General features: G+C 36.8%; 17 protein-coding genes. 10 read left to right on the top strand and 7 right to left on the bottom strand.

The genetic code is table 11. The annotated features are described in order from the left end of the window. The first annotated feature begins 79 nt into the window (after positions 1-79). The 6 genes from metH (at position 80) to R2Q16_RS03055 (ending at position 7,492) form a co-directional block, all read left to right on the top strand. Positions 80-3,781 carry a methionine synthase gene (metH, locus tag R2Q16_RS03080; protein WP_316735105.1) on the top strand — a complete coding sequence of 1,234 codons (3,702 nt, stop codon included), beginning with the start codon at positions 80-82 and terminating at the stop codon, positions 3,779-3,781. Between the two features lie 38 nt (positions 3,782-3,819). After that, positions 3,820-4,173 carry a four helix bundle protein gene (locus R2Q16_RS03075; RefSeq protein ID WP_316735104.1) on the top strand — a complete coding sequence of 118 codons (354 nt, stop codon included), beginning with the start codon at positions 3,820-3,822 and terminating at the stop codon, positions 4,171-4,173. A 33-nt stretch (positions 4,174-4,206) separates the two neighbouring features. Beyond that, complete coding sequence (metF, locus tag R2Q16_RS03070; protein ID WP_316735103.1) at positions 4,207-5,160, top strand: methylenetetrahydrofolate reductase [NAD(P)H]; 954 nt, start codon at positions 4,207-4,209, stop codon at positions 5,158-5,160. Positions 5,161-5,256: 96 nt separating this feature from the next. Next, a complete protein-coding gene (locus R2Q16_RS03065; protein ID WP_316735102.1) occupies positions 5,257-6,648 on the top strand; it encodes a pyridoxal phosphate-dependent decarboxylase family protein in 1,392 nt (463 codons plus the stop codon). Positions 6,649-6,694: 46 nt separating this feature from the next. Continuing rightward, positions 6,695-6,994 carry a hypothetical protein gene (locus tag R2Q16_RS03060; RefSeq protein WP_316735101.1) on the top strand — a complete coding sequence of 100 codons (300 nt, stop codon included), beginning with the start codon at positions 6,695-6,697 and terminating at the stop codon, positions 6,992-6,994. 84 nt (positions 6,995-7,078) lie between these two features. After that, positions 7,079-7,492 (top strand): tail fiber domain-containing protein, encoded by a 414-nt coding sequence (locus R2Q16_RS03055; protein WP_316735100.1) that lies wholly within the window; start codon positions 7,079-7,081, stop codon positions 7,490-7,492. Positions 7,493-7,533: 41 nt separating this feature from the next. On the opposite strand, the gene R2Q16_RS03050 is transcribed toward R2Q16_RS03055, so the two are convergent. The 6 genes from R2Q16_RS03050 to R2Q16_RS03025 all read right to left on the bottom strand — a co-directional run bounded on the left by R2Q16_RS03050 (position 7,534) and on the right by R2Q16_RS03025 (position 15,546). Next, positions 7,534-8,268, bottom strand: a complete 735-nt coding sequence (locus R2Q16_RS03050; RefSeq protein ID WP_316735099.1) for an NUDIX hydrolase — start codon at positions 8,266-8,268, stop codon at positions 7,534-7,536. Between the two features lie 184 nt (positions 8,269-8,452). Then, positions 8,453-9,310 (bottom strand): cupin-like domain-containing protein, encoded by an 858-nt coding sequence (locus tag R2Q16_RS03045; protein ID WP_316735098.1) that lies wholly within the window; start codon positions 9,308-9,310, stop codon positions 8,453-8,455. 115 nt (positions 9,311-9,425) lie between these two features. After that, positions 9,426-10,736 (bottom strand): threonine synthase, encoded by a 1,311-nt coding sequence (gene thrC / locus R2Q16_RS03040; RefSeq protein WP_316735097.1) that lies wholly within the window; start codon positions 10,734-10,736, stop codon positions 9,426-9,428. Positions 10,737-10,809: 73 nt separating this feature from the next. Next, entirely contained in the window at positions 10,810-11,742 is a 933-nt protein-coding gene (locus tag R2Q16_RS03035; protein WP_316735096.1) for a homoserine kinase, read from the bottom strand. A 175-nt stretch (positions 11,743-11,917) separates the two neighbouring features. Next, positions 11,918-14,368: a bifunctional aspartate kinase/homoserine dehydrogenase I gene (thrA, locus tag R2Q16_RS03030; RefSeq protein ID WP_316735095.1), complete on the bottom strand. Its 2,451-nt coding sequence runs from the start codon at positions 14,366-14,368 to the stop codon at positions 11,918-11,920. Positions 14,369-15,099: 731 nt separating this feature from the next. Beyond that, positions 15,100-15,546 carry a GyrI-like domain-containing protein gene (locus R2Q16_RS03025; RefSeq protein WP_316735094.1) on the bottom strand — a complete coding sequence of 149 codons (447 nt, stop codon included), beginning with the start codon at positions 15,544-15,546 and terminating at the stop codon, positions 15,100-15,102. A 349-nt stretch (positions 15,547-15,895) separates the two neighbouring features. On the opposite strand from R2Q16_RS03025, the gene rsgA reads away from it, so the two are divergent. From rsgA to R2Q16_RS03005, 4 genes are read left to right on the top strand one after another with little or no spacing between them, the layout of a single operon-like run. Continuing rightward, positions 15,896-16,816 carry a ribosome small subunit-dependent GTPase A gene (gene rsgA, locus R2Q16_RS03020; RefSeq protein ID WP_316735093.1) on the top strand — a complete coding sequence of 307 codons (921 nt, stop codon included), beginning with the start codon at positions 15,896-15,898 and terminating at the stop codon, positions 16,814-16,816. Between the two features lie 47 nt (positions 16,817-16,863). Further along, positions 16,864-17,316 (top strand): D-aminoacyl-tRNA deacylase, encoded by a 453-nt coding sequence (dtd, locus tag R2Q16_RS03015; RefSeq protein ID WP_316735092.1) that lies wholly within the window; start codon positions 16,864-16,866, stop codon positions 17,314-17,316. Then, positions 17,317-18,855, top strand: coding sequence for a glycosyltransferase family 39 protein (locus R2Q16_RS03010; protein WP_316735091.1), 1,539 nt, complete (start codon positions 17,317-17,319; stop codon positions 18,853-18,855). Then, the gene (locus tag R2Q16_RS03005) at positions 18,845-19,171 is read left to right on the top strand and encodes a nucleotide pyrophosphohydrolase (protein WP_316735090.1); all 327 of its coding nucleotides are present in this window, start codon (positions 18,845-18,847) and stop codon (positions 19,169-19,171) included. Before R2Q16_RS03010 ends, R2Q16_RS03005 begins: the two co-directional genes overlap by 11 nt. 7 nt (positions 19,172-19,178) lie before the next feature. Here R2Q16_RS03005 and R2Q16_RS03000 read toward each other — a convergent pair whose 3' ends face one another. Beyond that, positions 19,179-19,481 carry a DUF4286 family protein gene (locus R2Q16_RS03000; protein ID WP_316735089.1) on the bottom strand — a complete coding sequence of 101 codons (303 nt, stop codon included), beginning with the start codon at positions 19,479-19,481 and terminating at the stop codon, positions 19,179-19,181. Positions 19,482-19,494 lie beyond the last annotated feature (13 nt).

Here is a 19,494-nt window from a genome sequence, read left to right as displayed (position 1 = left end):
CTCTATAAAGCCATTATCAGAATATTAAGAAAGTCTTGATACTTGATTCTCGCTACTTGATACTAACTATCAGCAACAAATGAGCATAAGAGAAGAATTAGAAAAACGTATTTTGGTAATTGATGGTGCGATGGGTACCATGATTCAGCGTTATACGTTAACAGAAGAGGATTTTAGAGGAGAGCGTTTCAAAAATCATCCTTGTGATGTAAAGGGCAATAACGATTTGCTTAATATTACTCGTCCGGATATTATCAAGGCCATCCATCTTGAATATTTAAAAGCTGGTGCCGATATTATCGAAACCAATACTTTTAGTACGCAACGTATTTCTATGGCAGATTACCAGATGGAAGATTTGTCGTACGAATTAAGTTTTGAAGGCGCTCGGGTTGCCAAAGAAGCTGCATTGGAATTTATGTCTGAAAATCCAGATCGTAAATGCTTCGTTGCCGGTGCTATTGGACCAACCAATCGTACGCTTTCTATGTCGCCAAATGTTAACGACCCAGGCTACAGAGCGGTTTATTTTGATGAATTAGAGGAAGCTTATTACGAACAGGTACGTGGTTTGGTTGATGGTGGTTCGGATGTGTTGCTCATTGAAACCATTTTTGATACTTTAAATGCAAAAGTGGCAATTGTTGCCATTAAAAAATACGAAGAAGTTATTGGTCGTAAACTCGAAATTATGATTTCGGGTACTATTACTGATGCTTCTGGCAGAACATTATCCGGACAGACAGCCGAGGCTTTTTTAAACTCGATTATGCACGCGAAACCATTGAGTATTGGTTTCAACTGTGCATTGGGTGCAAAAGAAATGCGTCCGCATATCGAAGAATTGGCTGCAAAAGCTGGTTGTTATGTGTCTGCTTATCCAAACGCAGGTTTGCCAAATGAGTTTGGTGCTTACGATGAGCAGCCCCATGAAACCGCTCATTTGGTAGATGATTTCATTCAATCAGGTTTTGTTAATATTGTTGGTGGTTGTTGCGGCACAACTCCAGATCATATTTGTTGTATTGCTAACAATGCAAGAAAAGCATCGCCTAGGAAATTGCCTGTAATCGAGCCTTATATGCGTTTGAGTGGGTTAGAGCCCGTAACGATAACGCCTGAAAGTATTTTTGTAAACGTTGGTGAAAGAACCAATATTACAGGGTCACCTAAATTTTCTAAACTGATTTTAGGTGGCGATTATGAAGCCGCTCTTGCCGTTGCTTTGCAACAAGTTGAAGGCGGTGCGCAGGTAATTGATGTAAATATGGATGAAGGTATGCTTGACTCGGAAGCAGCCATGACCAAATTCTTAAACCTTATTGCATCCGAACCTGATATTGCCAAATTGCCTATCATGGTCGATTCCTCGAAATGGTCGGTTATCGAGAATGGTTTGAAATGCTTGCAGGGGAAAGGAATTGTAAACTCGATTTCGCTTAAAGAAGGTGAGGATAAATTCCGCGAAAGCGCCAAAAAAATTATGCAATATGGCGCAGCAGTTGTAGTTATGGCTTTCGATGAACAAGGCCAGGCCGATAATTATGAGCGTAGAAAAGAAATTTGTAAACGCAGTTATGATATTTTAGTTAATGAAATCGGTTTTCCTCCAGAGGATATTATTTTCGACCCTAATATTTTAACTGTTGCAACCGGATTGGAAGAGCATAACAACTATGCTGTTGATTTTATAAATGCCACAAGGTGGATAAAAGAAAACTTGCCTTACGCAAAGGTAAGTGGCGGTGTTTCGAATATTTCATTCTCTTTCAGAGGAAATAATGTCGTCCGCGAAGCGATGCACTCTGCGTTTTTATACCATGCCATTCAAGCGGGTTTAGATATGGGGATTGTTAATGCGGGTATGTTGGAAGTTTATCAGGAAATTCCGCCAGAATTATTAGAACGAGTTGAAGATGTTCTTTTAAATAGAAGGGAAGATGCAACCGAACGATTGGTTGAGTACGCTGATACCGTAAAATCTAAAGGCAAAGAAATTGTTAAGGATGATGAGTGGCGAAAAGGCCCGGTTGAAGATAGATTATCTCATTCGTTGGTTAAAGGTATTGTAGAATATCTCGATGATGATGTAGAAGAAGCTCGCCAGAAGTATGCCCGTCCGATTCAGGTTATTGAAGGCCCGTTAATGGATGGGATGAACATTGTGGGTGATTTATTTGGCGCAGGGAAAATGTTTTTGCCACAGGTTGTAAAATCGGCAAGGGTAATGAAAAAAGCAGTAGCTTATTTACTTCCATTTATCGAGCAAGAAAAGTTAGATAATCCTGATCAAAATCAAAGTTCATCGGCAGGTAAAGTTTTAATGGCTACCGTAAAAGGTGATGTACACGATATTGGTAAAAATATCGTAGGTGTAGTTTTGGCATGTAATAACTTCGAAATTGTAGATTTGGGTGTGATGGTTCCTGCTCAGGATATCATCAAAAAAGCCAAAGAAATAAATGCTGATATTATTGGTTTAAGTGGATTAATTACACCATCATTGGATGAAATGGTACACTTTGCAAAGGAAATGGAACGTGAAAACTTTACTATTCCTTTAATTATTGGCGGTGCAACAACTTCTCGTATCCATGCTGCTGTTAAGGTTGCGCCAAATTATTCCGGCCCTGCAATTCATGTTTTAGATGCTTCGAGAAGTGTTACGGTTTGTAGTACTTTAATGAATCCTGAAACGAAGGATGAATATGTTGCAGGCATTAAAGCCGAATATGATAAGGCCCGTGAAGCGCATTTGAACAAACGTTCGGATAAACGTTTTAAAACTTTAGAACAAGCAAGGGAAAATAAATTTAAGATAGACGTTACAAAAGTTGCTCCGGCACCAAGTTTTACCGGAACTAAAGTGTTGGATGATTATCCGTTGGCAGAACTTGTACCATACATAGATTGGACACCCTTTTTCCATACCTGGGAGCTTCGTGGTAGTTATCCTAAAATATTTGATGATAAAAATGTTGGCAATGAAGCCAAAAAACTTATTGATGATGCACAAGTATTGTTAAACAGAATCGTAGATGAAAAGCTTTTAACTGCAAAGGCGGTATTTGGTTTTTGGCCAGCTAATGCCATAGGCGATGATATAGAGCTTGAAGTGCGAAGCAATACGCTTAAAGCAGATGAAAAACTAAAAAATGGCAAAGCCGAAAAAGTACGGATTCATACTTTACGTCAGCAGGCAGAAAAAGTAGATGGTCAGCCTTATTATGCTTTGTCAGATTTTATTGCAGATAAAGAGAGTGGCGTGCAAGATTATTTTGGTGGTTTTGCAGTTACAACGGGCATAGGCTGTGACGAACTGGTCGCTGAGTTCGAAAAAAACTACGACGATTATAACAGCATCATGGTAAAAGCACTTGCAGATCGATTAGCAGAGGCTTTTGCAGAAAAACTACATGAATTGGTTCGCAAGGAATATTGGGGTTATGCAAAAGATGAAAATTTATCCAATAATGAATTAATTAAAGAAGAATATGTAGGTATTCGTCCGGCACCAGGTTATCCTGCTTGTCCAGAACACACCGAAAAAGGCACTTTATTTGCACTTTTAGATGCAGAAGAAAAAATAGGTTTGAAGATTACTGAAAGCTATGCTATGTATCCTACAGCAGCAGTAAGTGGATTTTATTTCTCCAACCCAGAATCAAGATATTTTGGTTTAGGAAAAATTACTAAAGATCAAATTGAAGATTATGCCATGAGGAAAGATATGTCGGTTGAAGAGGTTGAAAGGTGGTTGAGTCCGAATTTGGCTTATTAATCGAGTAGTTAGTATTTAGTATAAAGTAATTAGACAAAATGCATAATTTCAGAGAGCTTAAAGTTTGGAAAATGGGGATTGAAGTATCTAAATCTGTCTTTCAAATTACCAGAACATTTCCATCAGAAGAAAAATATTCTTTAACATCTCAGATAACACGCTGTGCTATATCGATACCATCAAATATTGCTGAAGGATGCGGGAGGAAATCTAACAAAGAACTAAATCAATTTTTAAGTATCAGTTTGGGTTCCGCATTCGAGCTGGAGACACAAATAATAATAGCTTTTGAATTTGGGTATATTGATAAAATCATTTATGATGAAACAATAATCCAGATAAATGAAATACAAAAAATGATTAGTGGTTTGCAAAAAAGTTTAGGCATTTAATCAGGATACTAACTACTATATACTACGTACTCAATGAAAATTACAGACCATATAAAAAACGCAAACGGCAAAGCCTTATTCTCTTTTGAATTATTACCACCGATAAAAGGGCAAAGTATTCAATGGATTTATGATGCGATTGATCCGCTTTTGGAGTTTAATCCACCATTTATTGATGTGACATCGCTTAGAGAAGATTACATTTATAAGGAACAAGAAAACGGTTTATTGCAAAAAGTATCCTATCGTAAACGTCCTGGAACTATTGCAATTTGTGCTGCAATTATTCATAAATATAAAATTGATGCCGTTCCACATTTAATTTGTGGTGGTTTTACTAAAGAGGAAACCGAAAATGCTCTAATCGATTTACAGTTTTTAGGTATCGATAATGTTTTGGCTTTGCGAGGCGATGCCCGTGCTGCCGATAGTGCTTTTGTGCCAACAAAAGGCGGACATTGTTACGCTACAGATTTAATTGAGCACATCAAAAACCATAATGAAGGTAAATTCTTACACGAAGATATCGAAACCTTTAAAAGCGATTTTTGTATCGGCGTAGCCGGATATCCTGAAAAACATTTTGAAGCCCCTAACTTAAACGCCGACTTTAAATATTTGAAGAGGAAGGTTGATATGGGTGCAGAATTTATAGTAACACAGATGTTTTTCGACAATCAGAAATATTTTGATTTCGTTAAAAAATGCCGCGAAAACGATATTAACGTTCCGATTATCCCTGGCTTGAAACCAATAAGCACACTTACGCAGCTTAATGTTTTGCCTAAAATTTTCCACATAGATTTACCCGAAGAATTAACGGATGCATTATCTTATGCAAAAAATAATGCAGAAGCAAAGGAAATCGGAACCGAAGCTATGATTAAGCAATGTAAAGAATTGATAGATTTTGGTGCACCTGTTTTACACTTCTACACTATGGGCAGACCAGAACAAACCAAACAAATTGCGAAAGCTGTTTTTTAAAATTATTACGCACTTCGTTGCGAAGCGCAAAGCAATTGACTTAAAGGAGAGATTGCTTCGTACCTAGTAATGACTTTCTATATCCCTAATCTTATTATGAGCCATTTAAATAACGATTTACAAAACCTCGAGGAAATAATTAATCAAGTTTCGCAGCAAGGATTAGATTACTTAAATGCTATTAATAATCGGTCAACCTGTGCTCAATCGAAAACTGAAATGGTTAACGATTTGGACATTGAAGGTTTGGGTACTGTTGAAACCTTAAAGGAATTTAACCAACGTTTCGAGCCAACCATTGTCGCTTCTTCTGGACCAAGATATTGGGGGTTTGTTACCGGAGGTACAACGCCTGCATCCATTGCAGGAGATTGGCTTGCAACAGTTTACGACCAAAATACACAAACTGCAAAAGGTAATGGAGATGTATCAGCCGCTATTGAATTAGAAACAATTAAACTGTTATGCTCACTTTTTAACCTTCCAGATAGTTTTTTCGGTGGTTTTGTAACGGGTGCAACTTTGTCGAATTTTACCAGCCTTGCCGTTGCACGCCAGTGGATAGGTAGACTGCACGGTAAGGATTTCGCCCGTGAAGGAATTTCTGGCTCGGTAAAGGTTTTATCGGCAACGCCACATTCATCAGCGGTAAAATCTTTAGCCATGTTGGGACTGGGAAGTGATAACGTTATTCAGATTGAAGTTGCGGAAGGAAATAGAGAAGCTATTGATATTCTTGATTTAGAACAAAAAATAATCGCATTAAATGGGCAACCATTTATTCTAATTTCAAGTGCAGGAACTGTAAATACGGTCGATTTTGACGATTTTAAAGCCATCCATAATCTTAAAGAAAAATATAATTTTTGGTGGCATATTGATGCAGCCTTCGGTGGTTTTGCTGCATGTTCTCCAAAATACGCTCACTTATTAAATAGTTGGGAATTTGCTGACAGTATAACCGTTGATTGCCACAAATGGTTAAATGTACCTTATGAGAGTGCGGTGTTCTTAATCAGAAATGAGCATCAATTACTACAGATGGAAACTTTCCAAAATTCAAATGCTGCTTATTTAGGAAACCCATTGGAAAATTTCAACTACCTGAATTTTTTGCCTGAAAACTCTCGTCGATTGAAGGCTTTGCCAGCTTGGTTTACGTTGAAAAGCTATGGTAAGTCTGGTTATCAACAAATTGTTGAACAAAATGTAGAGCAAGCCATTTACTTTTCATCATTTATAAATGAAAATGCTGCCTTTAAATTGTTGGCTCCGATACGTTTAAATACAGTTTGCTTCACACTAACCAATGATGAAAAGATTGCTGAGTTCTTAAATACTTTGAACGAAAGCGGAAAAGTTTTTATGACCGCAACGGTTTATAAAGGCAAAAAAGGGATTAGAGCTGCATTTGTAAATTGGCGTACCACCGTAGCCGATATCGATTTGGTAACAAGTGAAATGAACAAAATTCTTGCAAAACTTTAACCTACAATAACTTGTTTAACAAATTGTACAACTTATATTTGTAGCAATGAAGTTTATCAGTTTTAAATACGTTTTAATTATTTGCATTGCGCTTACTTTATTTTTGAAGGTGAGTGATGTGCTGTCGTATTTAAAATCATCGATTTCAAATATTGAATACATCGCATTAGGTGACGATGCCGAAAAAGAAGAGAAGAAAATTGAGCATGAATATTTTGATAATCAGGTTTTCTTCGATTCATCTTTACATTTATTTCCAGTGCTAGAGCAGAAATTGATTATTCCTGATAATTTTTCGATTGCAGCCTATTTTCCTGAGGTTTTAACGCCTCCACCATCCATTTAGAAAGATATTTTCCAATAATCTTTCCATGTCTTTCAGATTTTTTGAGAGCAATTAAATATTTATAAATTCTAAATACATCATAATATGAAACGAGCAATTTCATTCGCGGTATTTTTTGTTGCCGCATCATTTTCACTTCGTGCACAAGAGGTTGCACAAAATAATGTTAAACCTGTAAATAACTCACTAGAGATGGTTTCGAAATTACAGCCTGTAAGCTTTAATTACGATAAAGCCTGGGCGGAAAAGTTGAAACTTCCATCAACGCCACAGTATGGCTTTGTTGGCACGGATGCAAAAGCGGCTGTGCCATCGGTAGTGGCTGTGCAGGCGAAGCAATATCCGGCAGGAAAAAATGCCTTTAATTCTGCTACAATGACTAAAGTAGATTATGAGCGTTTGATTCCGCTTTTGGTTGGAAGTATTAAAGAGCAGCAGCAACAGATAGATGAGCTTAAAAGAGAGCTTCAATCTATAAAAACACAAAAAGGTGAATAATTATTATTTGAAAAGGCCAGAAGAAATTCTGGCTTTTTTTATTACCAGCTAAAATCGTTTAAGGCTTTTTTATAATTTTCTTCATCAAAACGATATAAATTCGGTGCTTTATGTGCGCCACCTTTCCTTGATTCTTTAAGTTTAATCAGGATGTTATAACGCATTATTTTTCGGTAGAAATTACCCCTGTTTAACTTTTGCCCTAAAATGGCTTCGTACAATGCCTGTAATTCGGGCATTGTAAATGTTTCTGGCAATAAATTATATCCGATAGGTTTATAACTGATTTGTTCGCGAAGTGTAGCCAGCGCTTTTTTTACAATATCCCCATGGTCCATTATCGTATTTGGAAGATTATCGACTGGCACCCATTCACAAATATCTGAATAAACATCTACGACGGGAGTTACCTTTGTATGGTCTACCAATGCATAATAACCAACACTTACAAAACGCTGTTTATGCCACAAATCATCATTGTAATCTTCGAAGAAGACTTCAGAACGATTTAAGTTGCCAAAAACGTTAAATACATTTAAAAATATCTTCTCAGCGCCACTTCGTTCAAGCAAAATACGTTTTGCGGCATCATCCAATGATTCATCTTTATGCACATAACCACCAGGTAGCATCCAATTCTGTTCATCCTTAAATTTTAGTAATAAAGTGTTAAGGCAATTATCTCGGAAGCCAAAAAGCACACAATCTATAGAAATGTGTGGTAAAGCTTTGCTATATAAATCTGCGCTTGCATCTTCAATCTCTTTAATAATCATCGGCTAGAAATGTTGATAATACGAGAAATCTAATTTAAAAAATGTTTCTCTTATTTAAAACGTTAAATTCCGTGTTGATTGTACATCAATATTTTTTTCTGTTGCACTTTGATTATCAATATATAGTTGTTTTTAAATAAAGAAGGGCCGAAAATTGTCCGACCCTTATATTAAACTTTTTTTGTTATTCGAATTTAACACCAATTTTATCGCCAATTTTGCAAGCTGCACCTATAAAACTTGCTGCAATGTAATCAACCACCGCTCTTTTTTTATCATGATAAGCTTTATATGAATAAACATCGTTGCGCCAGGCTTTGAAGTTTGAAGAATTCATCTGATCGATAATTGTAGAAATGTTTTGTCCGTAGGCTTTTGTTGTATGCCAAATGCCGCTTGGAATATACAATACTTCTCCAGCTTTAAGTGTTGCCTTAATTGGTGTTGCCTCTCTAAACCTTGGATATTTCTCATAATCAGGGTTCATTATGTTAATTGGTGAACGTGAAGCCAGTAAGCCACCCTTTCCCGGGTACATCAATTCTTCCTGGTCTTTTGGGAAAACAATAACTTCCTTTTCTCCGTAAAGCTGAATGAGCCAAGCATGAACATGATAAGTATCTTTATGAACTTCGTAGGCATTTCCTATACCGCCGATGTGTAAATCCATTGCGTTAGAAAGTTTATTTTTTAAGACTTTTGCCTTAAGCCAATTCGGCGTACACAAATTCATGTGTAATGGCTTAAAATAATCTAGTAGCTCAGGTAGTTGCTGAAGAATGTTAAACTTAACAGGGTAGGGTGCAGGATTTTCCAGCGTGCTTTTTTCTGTTAAATCAAGAATTTGAGAAATGGTGTATTTTTCAGTAGCAAAATTGGTTGTTCTATCACCAAAGTTCTTTTTGAAAAATTCGGGCGTAAAAATTTTATTTTCTCCCCATGCTTCGGTAGCATTTTCTAAGATAACGGGAGTACCAGTTTTTTGATATTTCTCAATAAATTCTTTATAAGAAAGATTAGATCTTCTATCAATTGTTGTCATTTTTAGGAGCGATTAGGAATGATTACTAATGCAAACAATTTTGTAGCATTAGTAATCAAATTTATATCTTTTTTCTCTTAATAAAAAATGAGCTTCAATCCTTAAGAAATCGGGTTTAATCCTTACTCAACAAGTAATTTTTAAAGCTTTCAAAATCTACGCCTAGTTTTGAAGCTTGTTTTGGTTTACTTTCTAACGCTTTAACCTGCTCTGGAATTTCAATTTTTGCAGCAATGTCTTCAGGAAAAATATCAGGGAATTTGCAGGCATGTGCAGTAGATAAAAATACAGCAGCACTATCATCAGCAGGATTTTCTTTTCTGTACTTTTCAATTGCTAAATAAGCAATTGCAGTATGCGGGCAAGCCACATAATTAAGTTTACTATCGATTTCCTTTATGCCTTCAAGGGTTTGCTCATCGGTAAAACGATAAGAAGTGACCACTTTTTTCAATCCATCTACATCTTGATTAAACAAATCCATAATGCGAACCCAGTTGCTTGGTGCGCCAACATCCATTGCGTTAGAATAGGTTTGTGTGGATGGTTTAGTTTCATAAATACCAGTTTCTAAAAAGCGAGGAACGGTATCGTTTACATTTGTAGCTGCAATAAATTGTTTAACAGGCAAACCTAATTTGTAAGCCAGTAAACCAGCACCAATATTTCCAAAATTTCCGCTAGGAACAGAGAAAATTACATTATTTAAGCCTTGCCTTTTTAATTGTGCATAAGTGTTAAAATAATAGAAAGTTTGCGGAATTAATCTTGAAATATTAATCGAATTAGCAGAAGTTAAACGGAATTTCTCATTCAGTTCATCATCTGCGAACGCTTGTTTAACTAAAGCCTGGCAATCATCAAAAGTACCCTTTACTTCAACAGCTCTAATGTTCTGTCCGTTGGTGGTTAACTGCAATTCCTGTATCGGACTAACCTTTCCCTCTGGATAAAGAATAGTAACCCTTGTATTCGGTACGCCTAAGAAACCGAGTGCAACGGCACCGCCTGTATCGCCAGAAGTTGCCACTAAAACATCTAATAATTGTTCGCCATCTTTTAAGAAATAAGCCATTACCCGGCTCATAAAACGAGCGCCAAAATCTTTAAATGCTAATGATGGGCCATGAAAAAGTTCCAGTACAAAAGTTTTATCATCAAGCTTTACTGCTGGCGCTTCGAAATTGATGGCATCATCAATCAGGGCTTTTAAATCCTCGGCTGGGATTTCATCCTTTAATAATGTTGAAGCAATTTTATATGCAATTTCTGGTAAAGTATATTTTTCAATATTCTCGATAAAATCAGCATCCAATTGAGGGATTTCCACGGGCATATACAAGCCTTTATCTTGTGGCATGCTATTAAAAACGGCTTCTTTAAAAGAAACACGTAAATCTTTATTGTTGGTTGAGTATAGTTTCATGGTTTAAGTTGTAGGTTTTAAGTTTTATGTTTTAAGTTTTGCACTAGTTAACTTATAACGTAAAACTTATTACTTAAATAACTCTCGGTCCTTCAGCATTTACCGAAGAAACAAAAGCTTTGCTGTTAATATTAATTTTATGAAGATGTTGTTGCTGCGCTTTGGTTATTTTTCTGGCAGTTTCTTCGTCTTTTGTTAAAGCAAAAACCGATGGGCCTGAGCCTGAAATACCAAAACCGATTGCACCATTTTCCATAGCCAGGCTTCTCATTTCTTCAAAACCAGGAATTAAAATCGAACGGGTTGGTTCAACCAAAACATCTTTCATACTTCTGCCAATTAAGTCGAAATCATTCATAAATAATCCACTTACTAAGCCTGCAACATTTCCCCATTGGGTTACTGCATCTTTTAAAAATACCTTGCTGCGAATCATCTGGCGGGCGTCTTTGGTGGGTACATCAACCTGTGGATAAACAATTGCTGCATACATCCCGATAGGCGTAGGTAAAGAAATTACATCAAGTGGTTCGTAACTTCTAATTAAAACAAATCCGCCCATTATAGCAGGCGCAACATTATCGGCGTGCCCATAACCGCAGGCCAGTTCTTCGCCTTTCATCGCGAAAGGAACTAACTCTTTGGCAGTTAATAAATCGCCCATTAATTTGTTTATGGCGTATAAACCTGCAACAGTACTTGCTGAGCTAGAACCCAGACCGCTACCGATTGGCATCTTTTTATGCAGTTCGATTTCTACACCAACATCCAATCGATTAATGTGTTGCAAATAATGCTGAACACTTGCACTCACCGTATTTTTAGCAGCATCTAAAGGTAATTTACCATCATCGCCAGTAATTTTTTTTATAACAACGCCAGGTGTTTCGGTTAAACGCATTTCCACTTCGTCGCCGGGCTCATTAACGGCGAAACCCAACACGTCGAAACCACATACCACGTTGGCTACGGTTGCTGGGGCGAAAACTTTTATATTGTCTTTCATATTGGAATAAGGATGAAGGAGTAAGGAATAAAAGCCTTTCTCCAAAATCAATTAAAAATCTTTTTTTCTGAGTTATTTAGTAATCGTTCAAATTACGAAAGTTGTCATTCTGAGTTTATCGAAGACCTTTGAAAAAAGTGCTTCGACAGGCTCAGCATGACAAACTGTATCTTAATTAACTTAAAGAACCCACATTTATAATATCAGCAAAAACACCAGCTGCGGTAACTTCTGCACCTGCACCCGGGCCTTTTACCACAAGCGGACGAGCTTTATACCTATCAGTAGTGAACGAAATAATATTATCACTTCCAGAAAGCATATAGAAAGGATGACTATCATCAACCATTTGCAAGCTGATTTCTACATTGCCATCTTCAAGCTTACCGATATAGCGTAAAACCTTTCCATCGTTTGCTGCTTTGTTTTTCAGATCTTCAAAGTATGCTGCATTTTTCTGTAATTCTGAATAGAAATCTTCAACAGAAGTCGCGTTTAAACAAGCCTCAGGTAAAATATTGTCGATTTTTACATCATCCGCTTCTAAGGGGTAACCTGCATCGCGAGCTAAGATTAACATTTTACGCATAAAATCTTTTCCATTTAAATCATCGCGAGGGTCTGGTTCGGTATAACCCAATTCCTGCGCTTCTTTAACCGTTTCATAAAAACCAGCTTCGCCTTTAAAATTGTTAAAGATGTAGGAAATCGTTCCAGATAAAATCGCCTCGATTCTGGCCACTTTATCGCCACTCATCATTAGCTCTTTTAGGGTACGGATAATTGGTAAGCCTGCACCAACGTTGGTTTCGTAATAAAAATCAACCCCAAATTTACGGGCAGTATCTTTAAATGATTTGTATTGAGCAAAATCGGCCGAGTTACCTTTTTTGTTGCAAGTAACTACCGAAATGCTGCTTTCAAAAACACCTTGATAAAACTGAATTGGGGATTCGGCAGCGGTATTGTCTACAAAAACGCAGTTTGGTAAGTTTAGCGCTTTCATGCGTTCAACAAAACCGGCCAAATCAGCCTGCTCGCCATTTGTATTCAGTTCATTTTCCCAATCTTCTAGCGATAAACCCTCTGGATTGAAAATCATTTTTCGGGTATTGCTAATGCCTGCAACCTTAACCTGTAAATCGTTATTTGCTGCCAAGAAAGGCATTTGCTCTTTTAACTGATTAAACAAAGTTTTGCCGATGTTTCCTGTACCTAAGCAGAAAATATTTAACGTACGTTTTAAATCGGTAAAGAAAGCATCGTGAACCGCATTAACCGCTTTCGATAAATCAGCTGCACTAATAATTACCGAAATGTTATACTCAGACGAACCTTGAGCAATAGCCCTAACGTTAATACCGTTACGACCTAAAGCGCTGAATAAACGACCACTCATGCCTGGCGTACGTTTCATGTTTTCGCCAACAATAGCCAAAACAGCAAGATTATTTTCTACTTCGGGCAAAGCTAGTTTATTGGCATCTAACTCCAGTTCAAATTCCTTTTTAATTAAGGCAATCGCTTGTCCGGCATCAGTTGGTTTAACCGCGAAAGTAATGCTATGCTCTGATGATGATTGCGTAATCAAAACCACGTTAATCTGCTCGCGAGAAAGTAAAGAGAACAATCTGCCGCTAAAACCCGCCTTGCCAACCATGCCGCTACCGGTTAGGTTAATGATGCTGATGTGGTCGATAGATGAAATGCCTTTTATTGGTAAACTTGATGCCTTCACATCGCTTTTTATGTAAGTTCCTGCAAAATCTGGATGAAAAGTATTTTTAATAACCAACGGGATTTTCTTCATAAAAGCGGGAATCATTGTCGGCGGATAAATTACTTTCGCACCGAAATAACTCAATTCCATTGCTTCTGTGTAGCTCAATTCTGGTAAAGAAAATGCTTTTTTAACAATGCGTGGGTCGGCAGTCATCATGCCGTTTACATCAGTCCAGATTTCAATTTCTTCTGCATTTAACGCTGCGCCCCAAACTGCTGCGGTGTAATCAGAACCACCACGACCAAGCGTAGTCACTCTGCCCGCTGCATTGCTGGCGATAAAACCCGTTACGAAAAGCACTTTATCTTTATTTCCTTGATAGAAATCGTTGATCAGCATTTCCGTTAGCTCAGTATCAACCTTTGCTTGTCCGAAGTTGCTATCGGTTTTAATAAATTCAGCGCCATTTACATACAAAGCTTCGGCAAATTGTTGCGATGCGATGTGCGCAATCATGAAAGATGAACAGCGCTCGCCATAGCTTAAAATCTGGTCTTTAGTTTGCAAACTCAACTCCTTAAGGTTGGTTACAGCTTGCAATAAATCTTCTAATTCATTGAAGAAAATTTTTAGGCGGGTAAACACGGGGTTTTGCGCTGCTGCTGGTAACAACGAACGGATAACGGCGAAATGTTTAGCCTCAATTTCCTTAAGTCCAGTGTCGTAATCTTCACCTCGTTCGGCTTTTTCGGCCATTTCGGTTAGCAAATTGGTTACGCCACTCATTGCCGATAATACAACTACCGGATTGCTTTGTAATTTTTCTTTAGCTACTATGTTTAGTAGCGTTTTAATGTTCTCGGCCGAACCTACGGATGTGCCGCCGAATTTTAATACTTTCATTGTTTTTGGTTTTAATGAATCTTGCAATTTTGCTTGTTAATCAATGGTTTGTGCAATTTTCTATGGTTTTCGGTTTAAAAAAAAAGCGTCCCGATTTGTGTCGGGACGCTTTCTGTGTTTTATGTTAATTCAATTTACAACAAATTAGCCCCTCTGGTTTATCCCGGTGGTAATAATAATCGTTGTAATAATCGAAGTGTTATAAGTCATTTTGTCTTTGTGTACTTTGTACACCGTAAAGTAGATGATTATTTTTCTTAAATGCAAACAATTTTAAAATTTATTTGAAAATATTTTAATAAAACGTTTAACTGAATGTAATAACGCTATTTTTTGAACTCGAAACTAATTTAGGTTTTTAATTCCCCGCCTTGTTTTCAAGGAGGGGTTTGAGGTGGTTTTTTAATCCATTGTTAGCTGTAAACGGGTACTTGTTTATTTTTACCCGAAAAAAATAATTAGAAAAGCAAGGTTCTGCACAGTTCGGTTGCAGCAGTCCTGCCATTTGCTACAATCTTTTTGTCGATGCTACTGCCTTTCCTATTATCGTCATTGCGAGGAGGAACGACGTGGCAATCTATTTCGAGAGATGAACAAAAAGTATTTCCGCGGCTGTCAGGTTTAGCTAAATTCGATTTGTGGTACTATTTGAGTTTCTTGCCTTTCAAGAGCGTTAAAATGTAAGTCGGTCGTGCCTCGCAATGACGAAATTTTTATAATGTATATATAAACTACCCAACCCCAATAAAAATCTCCACTTCCGAATCTGCACCTTGTTGCGCTTTTGCACCGTAAACTTCAAAATCGGCAACATAAGCTCTATTTAATTCTGCATCTTCCGACCAGATTTCTTGCCAGGTTTCTACAACTGCTTGAGGCATTTCTCCTTTTGCTGTGTATTTTAAAAGCTTTTCGTTTTTAATTTCTTTACCAACTAAACCATCCGGGATATTATCCAAAGAATTTACCCGCTGGCCAATAATTGTAGTGTATTTACCGGTATAGTCACTTTCATATTCGGTGTAAACTGCATAAACATCTTCACTTTCTTTGTTGGGGATTCTATTGAAAACCTGGTCGTTGTAGAATTTTCCCCAAAGTTGGCTTAAATCTGCAGCAGCTTGATTGTTTTGGTTTGTAGTTTCTATTGAAATGCCAATAATTTTAAAGTTTTCCATGCTTTAGTTTTTAAACGAAGATAATATTAGTTAAATCAATTATATTATGAAGTTTTCTAAACTATTTAAAGTCATCGGTTTTCGATCGTAAAAGAACTTCAATTGGCTCTGACTAACAAACGACTTTGCTTCGGCCAAAATTACGACGATATACAAGCAAAACTTTGTTAAACTGCAAAATCTTAAGTTTTTAAACCTGATTGAAGCGAGCATGGAGCGCAGCGGAATAAAGTGGAAAGCAGGACGAACGTTAAAATGGAAATGAGGTTTTGCTTTCCAAATCTTAATCAATCTCAACTTCTATTTTAAAATAAACATCTTCCATCCTTTTCTTACCTTTACAGCAAATATGCAGGGCTTAGTTATTAAATCTACCGGGAGTTGGTATAATGTTTTAGCCGATAATGGCGAACGTTATGACTGCCGTATTGTTGGGAAATTCAGGATTAAGGGTATAAAAACCACCAACCCGATTGCCGTTGGCGACCGGGTGAAATTTGATTTGGAAAATGACAGCGAGCAGGGTTTAATTAACGAGCTGTTGCCTAGAAAAAATTACATCATCCGGAAATCGATTAATCTAAGTAAACAAGCGCAAATTTTGGCGGCTAATTTAGATATGGCGATTTTGGTGGTAACCTTGGCCTCGCCGAGAACTTCGTTGGGTTTTATTGATAGGTTTTTGGTAACTGCCGAGGCTTACGATGTGCCTGCTGTTTTAGTTTTTAACAAGCTCGATTTGTTTAGTAAAGAAGGCTTAGAGATTTTGCAAGAGTTTAAGGAAATTTATGAGAACATTGGATATGCTACTTATGAAGTTTCGGCTTTAAAAGGCATAAATATTCCTGTAATACAAGAACTAATTACCGACAAAATAACCTTAATTTCTGGCCATTCGGGTGTTGGGAAATCGAGTTTAATTAATGCTTTATTGCCTGATAGAGATTTACGCACAGGTGAGGTTTCGGATTGGAGCGATAAAGGACAACACACCACAACTTTTGCCGAAATGTTTGAATTGCCTCAAGGTGGTTTCATTGTTGATTCGCCTGGGATAAGAGAATTGGGTGTTATTGATATTGAAAAAGAAGAATTGGGGCATTTTTTTAGAGAGATTTTCAAAACTTCGCATGATTGCCGTTTCAATAATTGCAGGCACGTTAACGAGCCAGGTTGTGCTGTAATAGATGCTGTAAATAATGGCAACATTGCCATTTCGAGGTACGAAAGTTACCTCAGTATTTACCACGGTAACGATACAAGGCATTAATATTTCTTCAAAATTCCTATCTTTCGCATTACAATATCCTACATTATATGCGAGCAGTTTTACAAAGAGTTACACAGGCAAGTTGCGTTGTTGATGGCAATATTACCGGTCAAATAGAACACGGTTTTTTAGTGCTTTTGGGCATTGAAGATGCTGATACGGTTGAAGATTTGGATTGGTTGGCTCAAAAAATTATAAATATGCGTGTATTTTCCGACGAGAATGATTTGATGAATAAAGCGCTCGCGGATGTTGGTGGGAGTATTCTTCTGGTTAGTCAGTTTACTTTATTTGCCGCAACGAAAAAAGGAAACAGACCGGGTTTTACCAGAGCTGCAAGACCAGATTTTGCGATTCCGCTTTATGAGAAAATGATAGAAAAGTTAACGGCTTTGCTTGGTAAAAAAGTAGCAACCGGAATTTTTGGAGCGGATATGAAAATCAGTTTGCTTAATGACGGTCCGGTTACGATTTTGATAGATACTAAGAATAAGGAGTAAATGAAGGAGCAAAAAAGAACTTCTTTTGAAATGATTTTCTTGGTAGGATTTATCTTGCTGAAATTTATTTTAAGTTACATTCTTGTTAATGATATCTATGAGCTTCATCGTGATGAGTTTTTGCATTTAGATCAAGCGAACCATTTGGCCGCTGGATTTACCTCTGTTCCCCCACTAACATCGCTTTTCTCGCTGATTATAAAGTTTTTAGGCAATGGAATTTTCTGGGTTAGATTTTTTCCAGCATTATTTGGCGTTTTAACAATGGTTTTTTGCTGGTTAATTGTTGGCAAGCTACATGGAAACTTATATTCTAAATGCTTAGTTGCAGTAGCCTTTATATGTTCTGTATTTATCAGGCTAAACATACTATATCAACCCAATTCTTTTGATGTTTTAGCATGGACAGCAGTATTTTATTTCGGGATAAGTTATTTTGAAAACCTGCAAAGTAACTATATTTATTGCTTAGCGATAAGCATAGCTTTAGGTTTTCTAAATAAGTATAATATTTTGTTTCTGGTGATGGGTTTGTTGCCTGCAATTCTAATAACACCTAGAAGGGCAATTTTTAGAGATAGGCATTTTTACTACGCCACTTTACTAGCAGTTGTAATGATTTCGCCAAACGTAATCTGGCAATTTAACAATGATTTCCCGGTTATTCATCATATGAAAGAGCTTGCTGAAACCCAATTGGTAAATGTTAAGCATATCGATTTTTTTAAGGATCAAATGCTATCTTTCATCAGTGATATTTTTATTCTTCTTGCCGCTTTTTTAGGTTTTGTGATTTATAAACCATTTAAGAAACATTTATGGGTTTTTCTTTCCTATTTTATCACGTTAATAATATTCAGTTATTTTAATGCAAAGGCCTATTATGCTTTAGGTTTGTACCCAATTCTGTTGGCATTTGGAAGCGTATATATCACTGAACTTATCAAAAACAGGCATGCTTTTTTTATTGGATTGATGGTTTTCATAATCGGTTCATTTGTGTACATATTACCTCTTGTGATGCCGGTTTATTCGCCAAATAAAATTGTAAAGGAGCACAAAAGATTTGAACGAGTTGGTGCTTTGCGTTGGGAAGATGGAAAAAATCATGATTTGCCCCAAGATTATGCTGATATGCAAGGTTGGGTTGAACTAGCTAAAATTACTGATTCTGCTTATGCACAAGTTAAAGATAAATCAGCTGTTGTTGTAAGGGCTGATAATTATGGACAAACCGGTGCGATTAATTATTATTCTAAATACAAGGATATTAATGCAGTTTCTTACAATGCAGATTATCTTTATTGGTTTAAAATGGATAAGCCAATAAAAGATTTAATTTTGATAGTTGAATCAGGAACTGCAAATAAAGAACTGGAAAAGGCAGAACCATTTTTTGAGAAGGCAAGGCTGATTGGAGAAGTTAAAAATCGTTGGGCAAGAGAAAGGGGGGCTTCAGTAATTCTTTTTGAAGAAGCAAAAATTGATCTGAACAGCAGATTAGAATCCGAAATAGAAGAACGTAAAAATGACCATTGAAGAAGCACAAAAAACTGTAGACAATTGGATTAACACTACCGGGATTCGTTATTTTAACGAATTAACCAATACCGCAATTTTGATGGAAGAAGTTGGTGAAGTTGCCAGAATAATGGCTCGAAAATATGGTGAGCAATCTTTCAAGAAAAGTGACGAAGAGGTAAATCTGGCTGATGAAATGGCTGATGTGATTTTCGTTTTGGTATGTTTAGCCAATCAAACTGGTATCAATTTAACGGATGCTTTCGAAAAAAATCTGCAAAAGAAAAGCATCCGCGATGCGGAAAGACATAAAAATAACGAAAAGTTGAAGTAGCTATTGGTTAGCCAACAAATTCCATTAAGCTTCTGTAAGCTACAAATCGGTTTTTGAACTTTACATTCAAAACTTCTTGTAAGGCAGGAGCGTACTTATCCTGATATTCGTTGTAGTTTTCTAAATTTTCTGCAACGTATTGTGCACAATAGGTAACGCCTTCGTTTGGAGAATCTATAACTTTTAAAAGTCTGTGAGATACAAACATTCCCGTTGCCATCACTTCCGGAATATGAATCTCGTTCATCCATTTAAACCATTCTTCGGCTGCGGTTTCTTCTAATATTAAGGTAACATTGTATAAAAGCATGTGCAAATATAGA

The sequence above is a fragment of the Pedobacter aquatilis genome, assembly GCF_032678425.1.
GTDB lineage: Bacteria > Bacteroidota > Bacteroidia > Sphingobacteriales > Sphingobacteriaceae > Pedobacter > Pedobacter aquatilis_B.
Note: the sequence above shows the minus strand (reverse complement) of the source record. Positions and strands in the feature narration are given on the sequence as shown.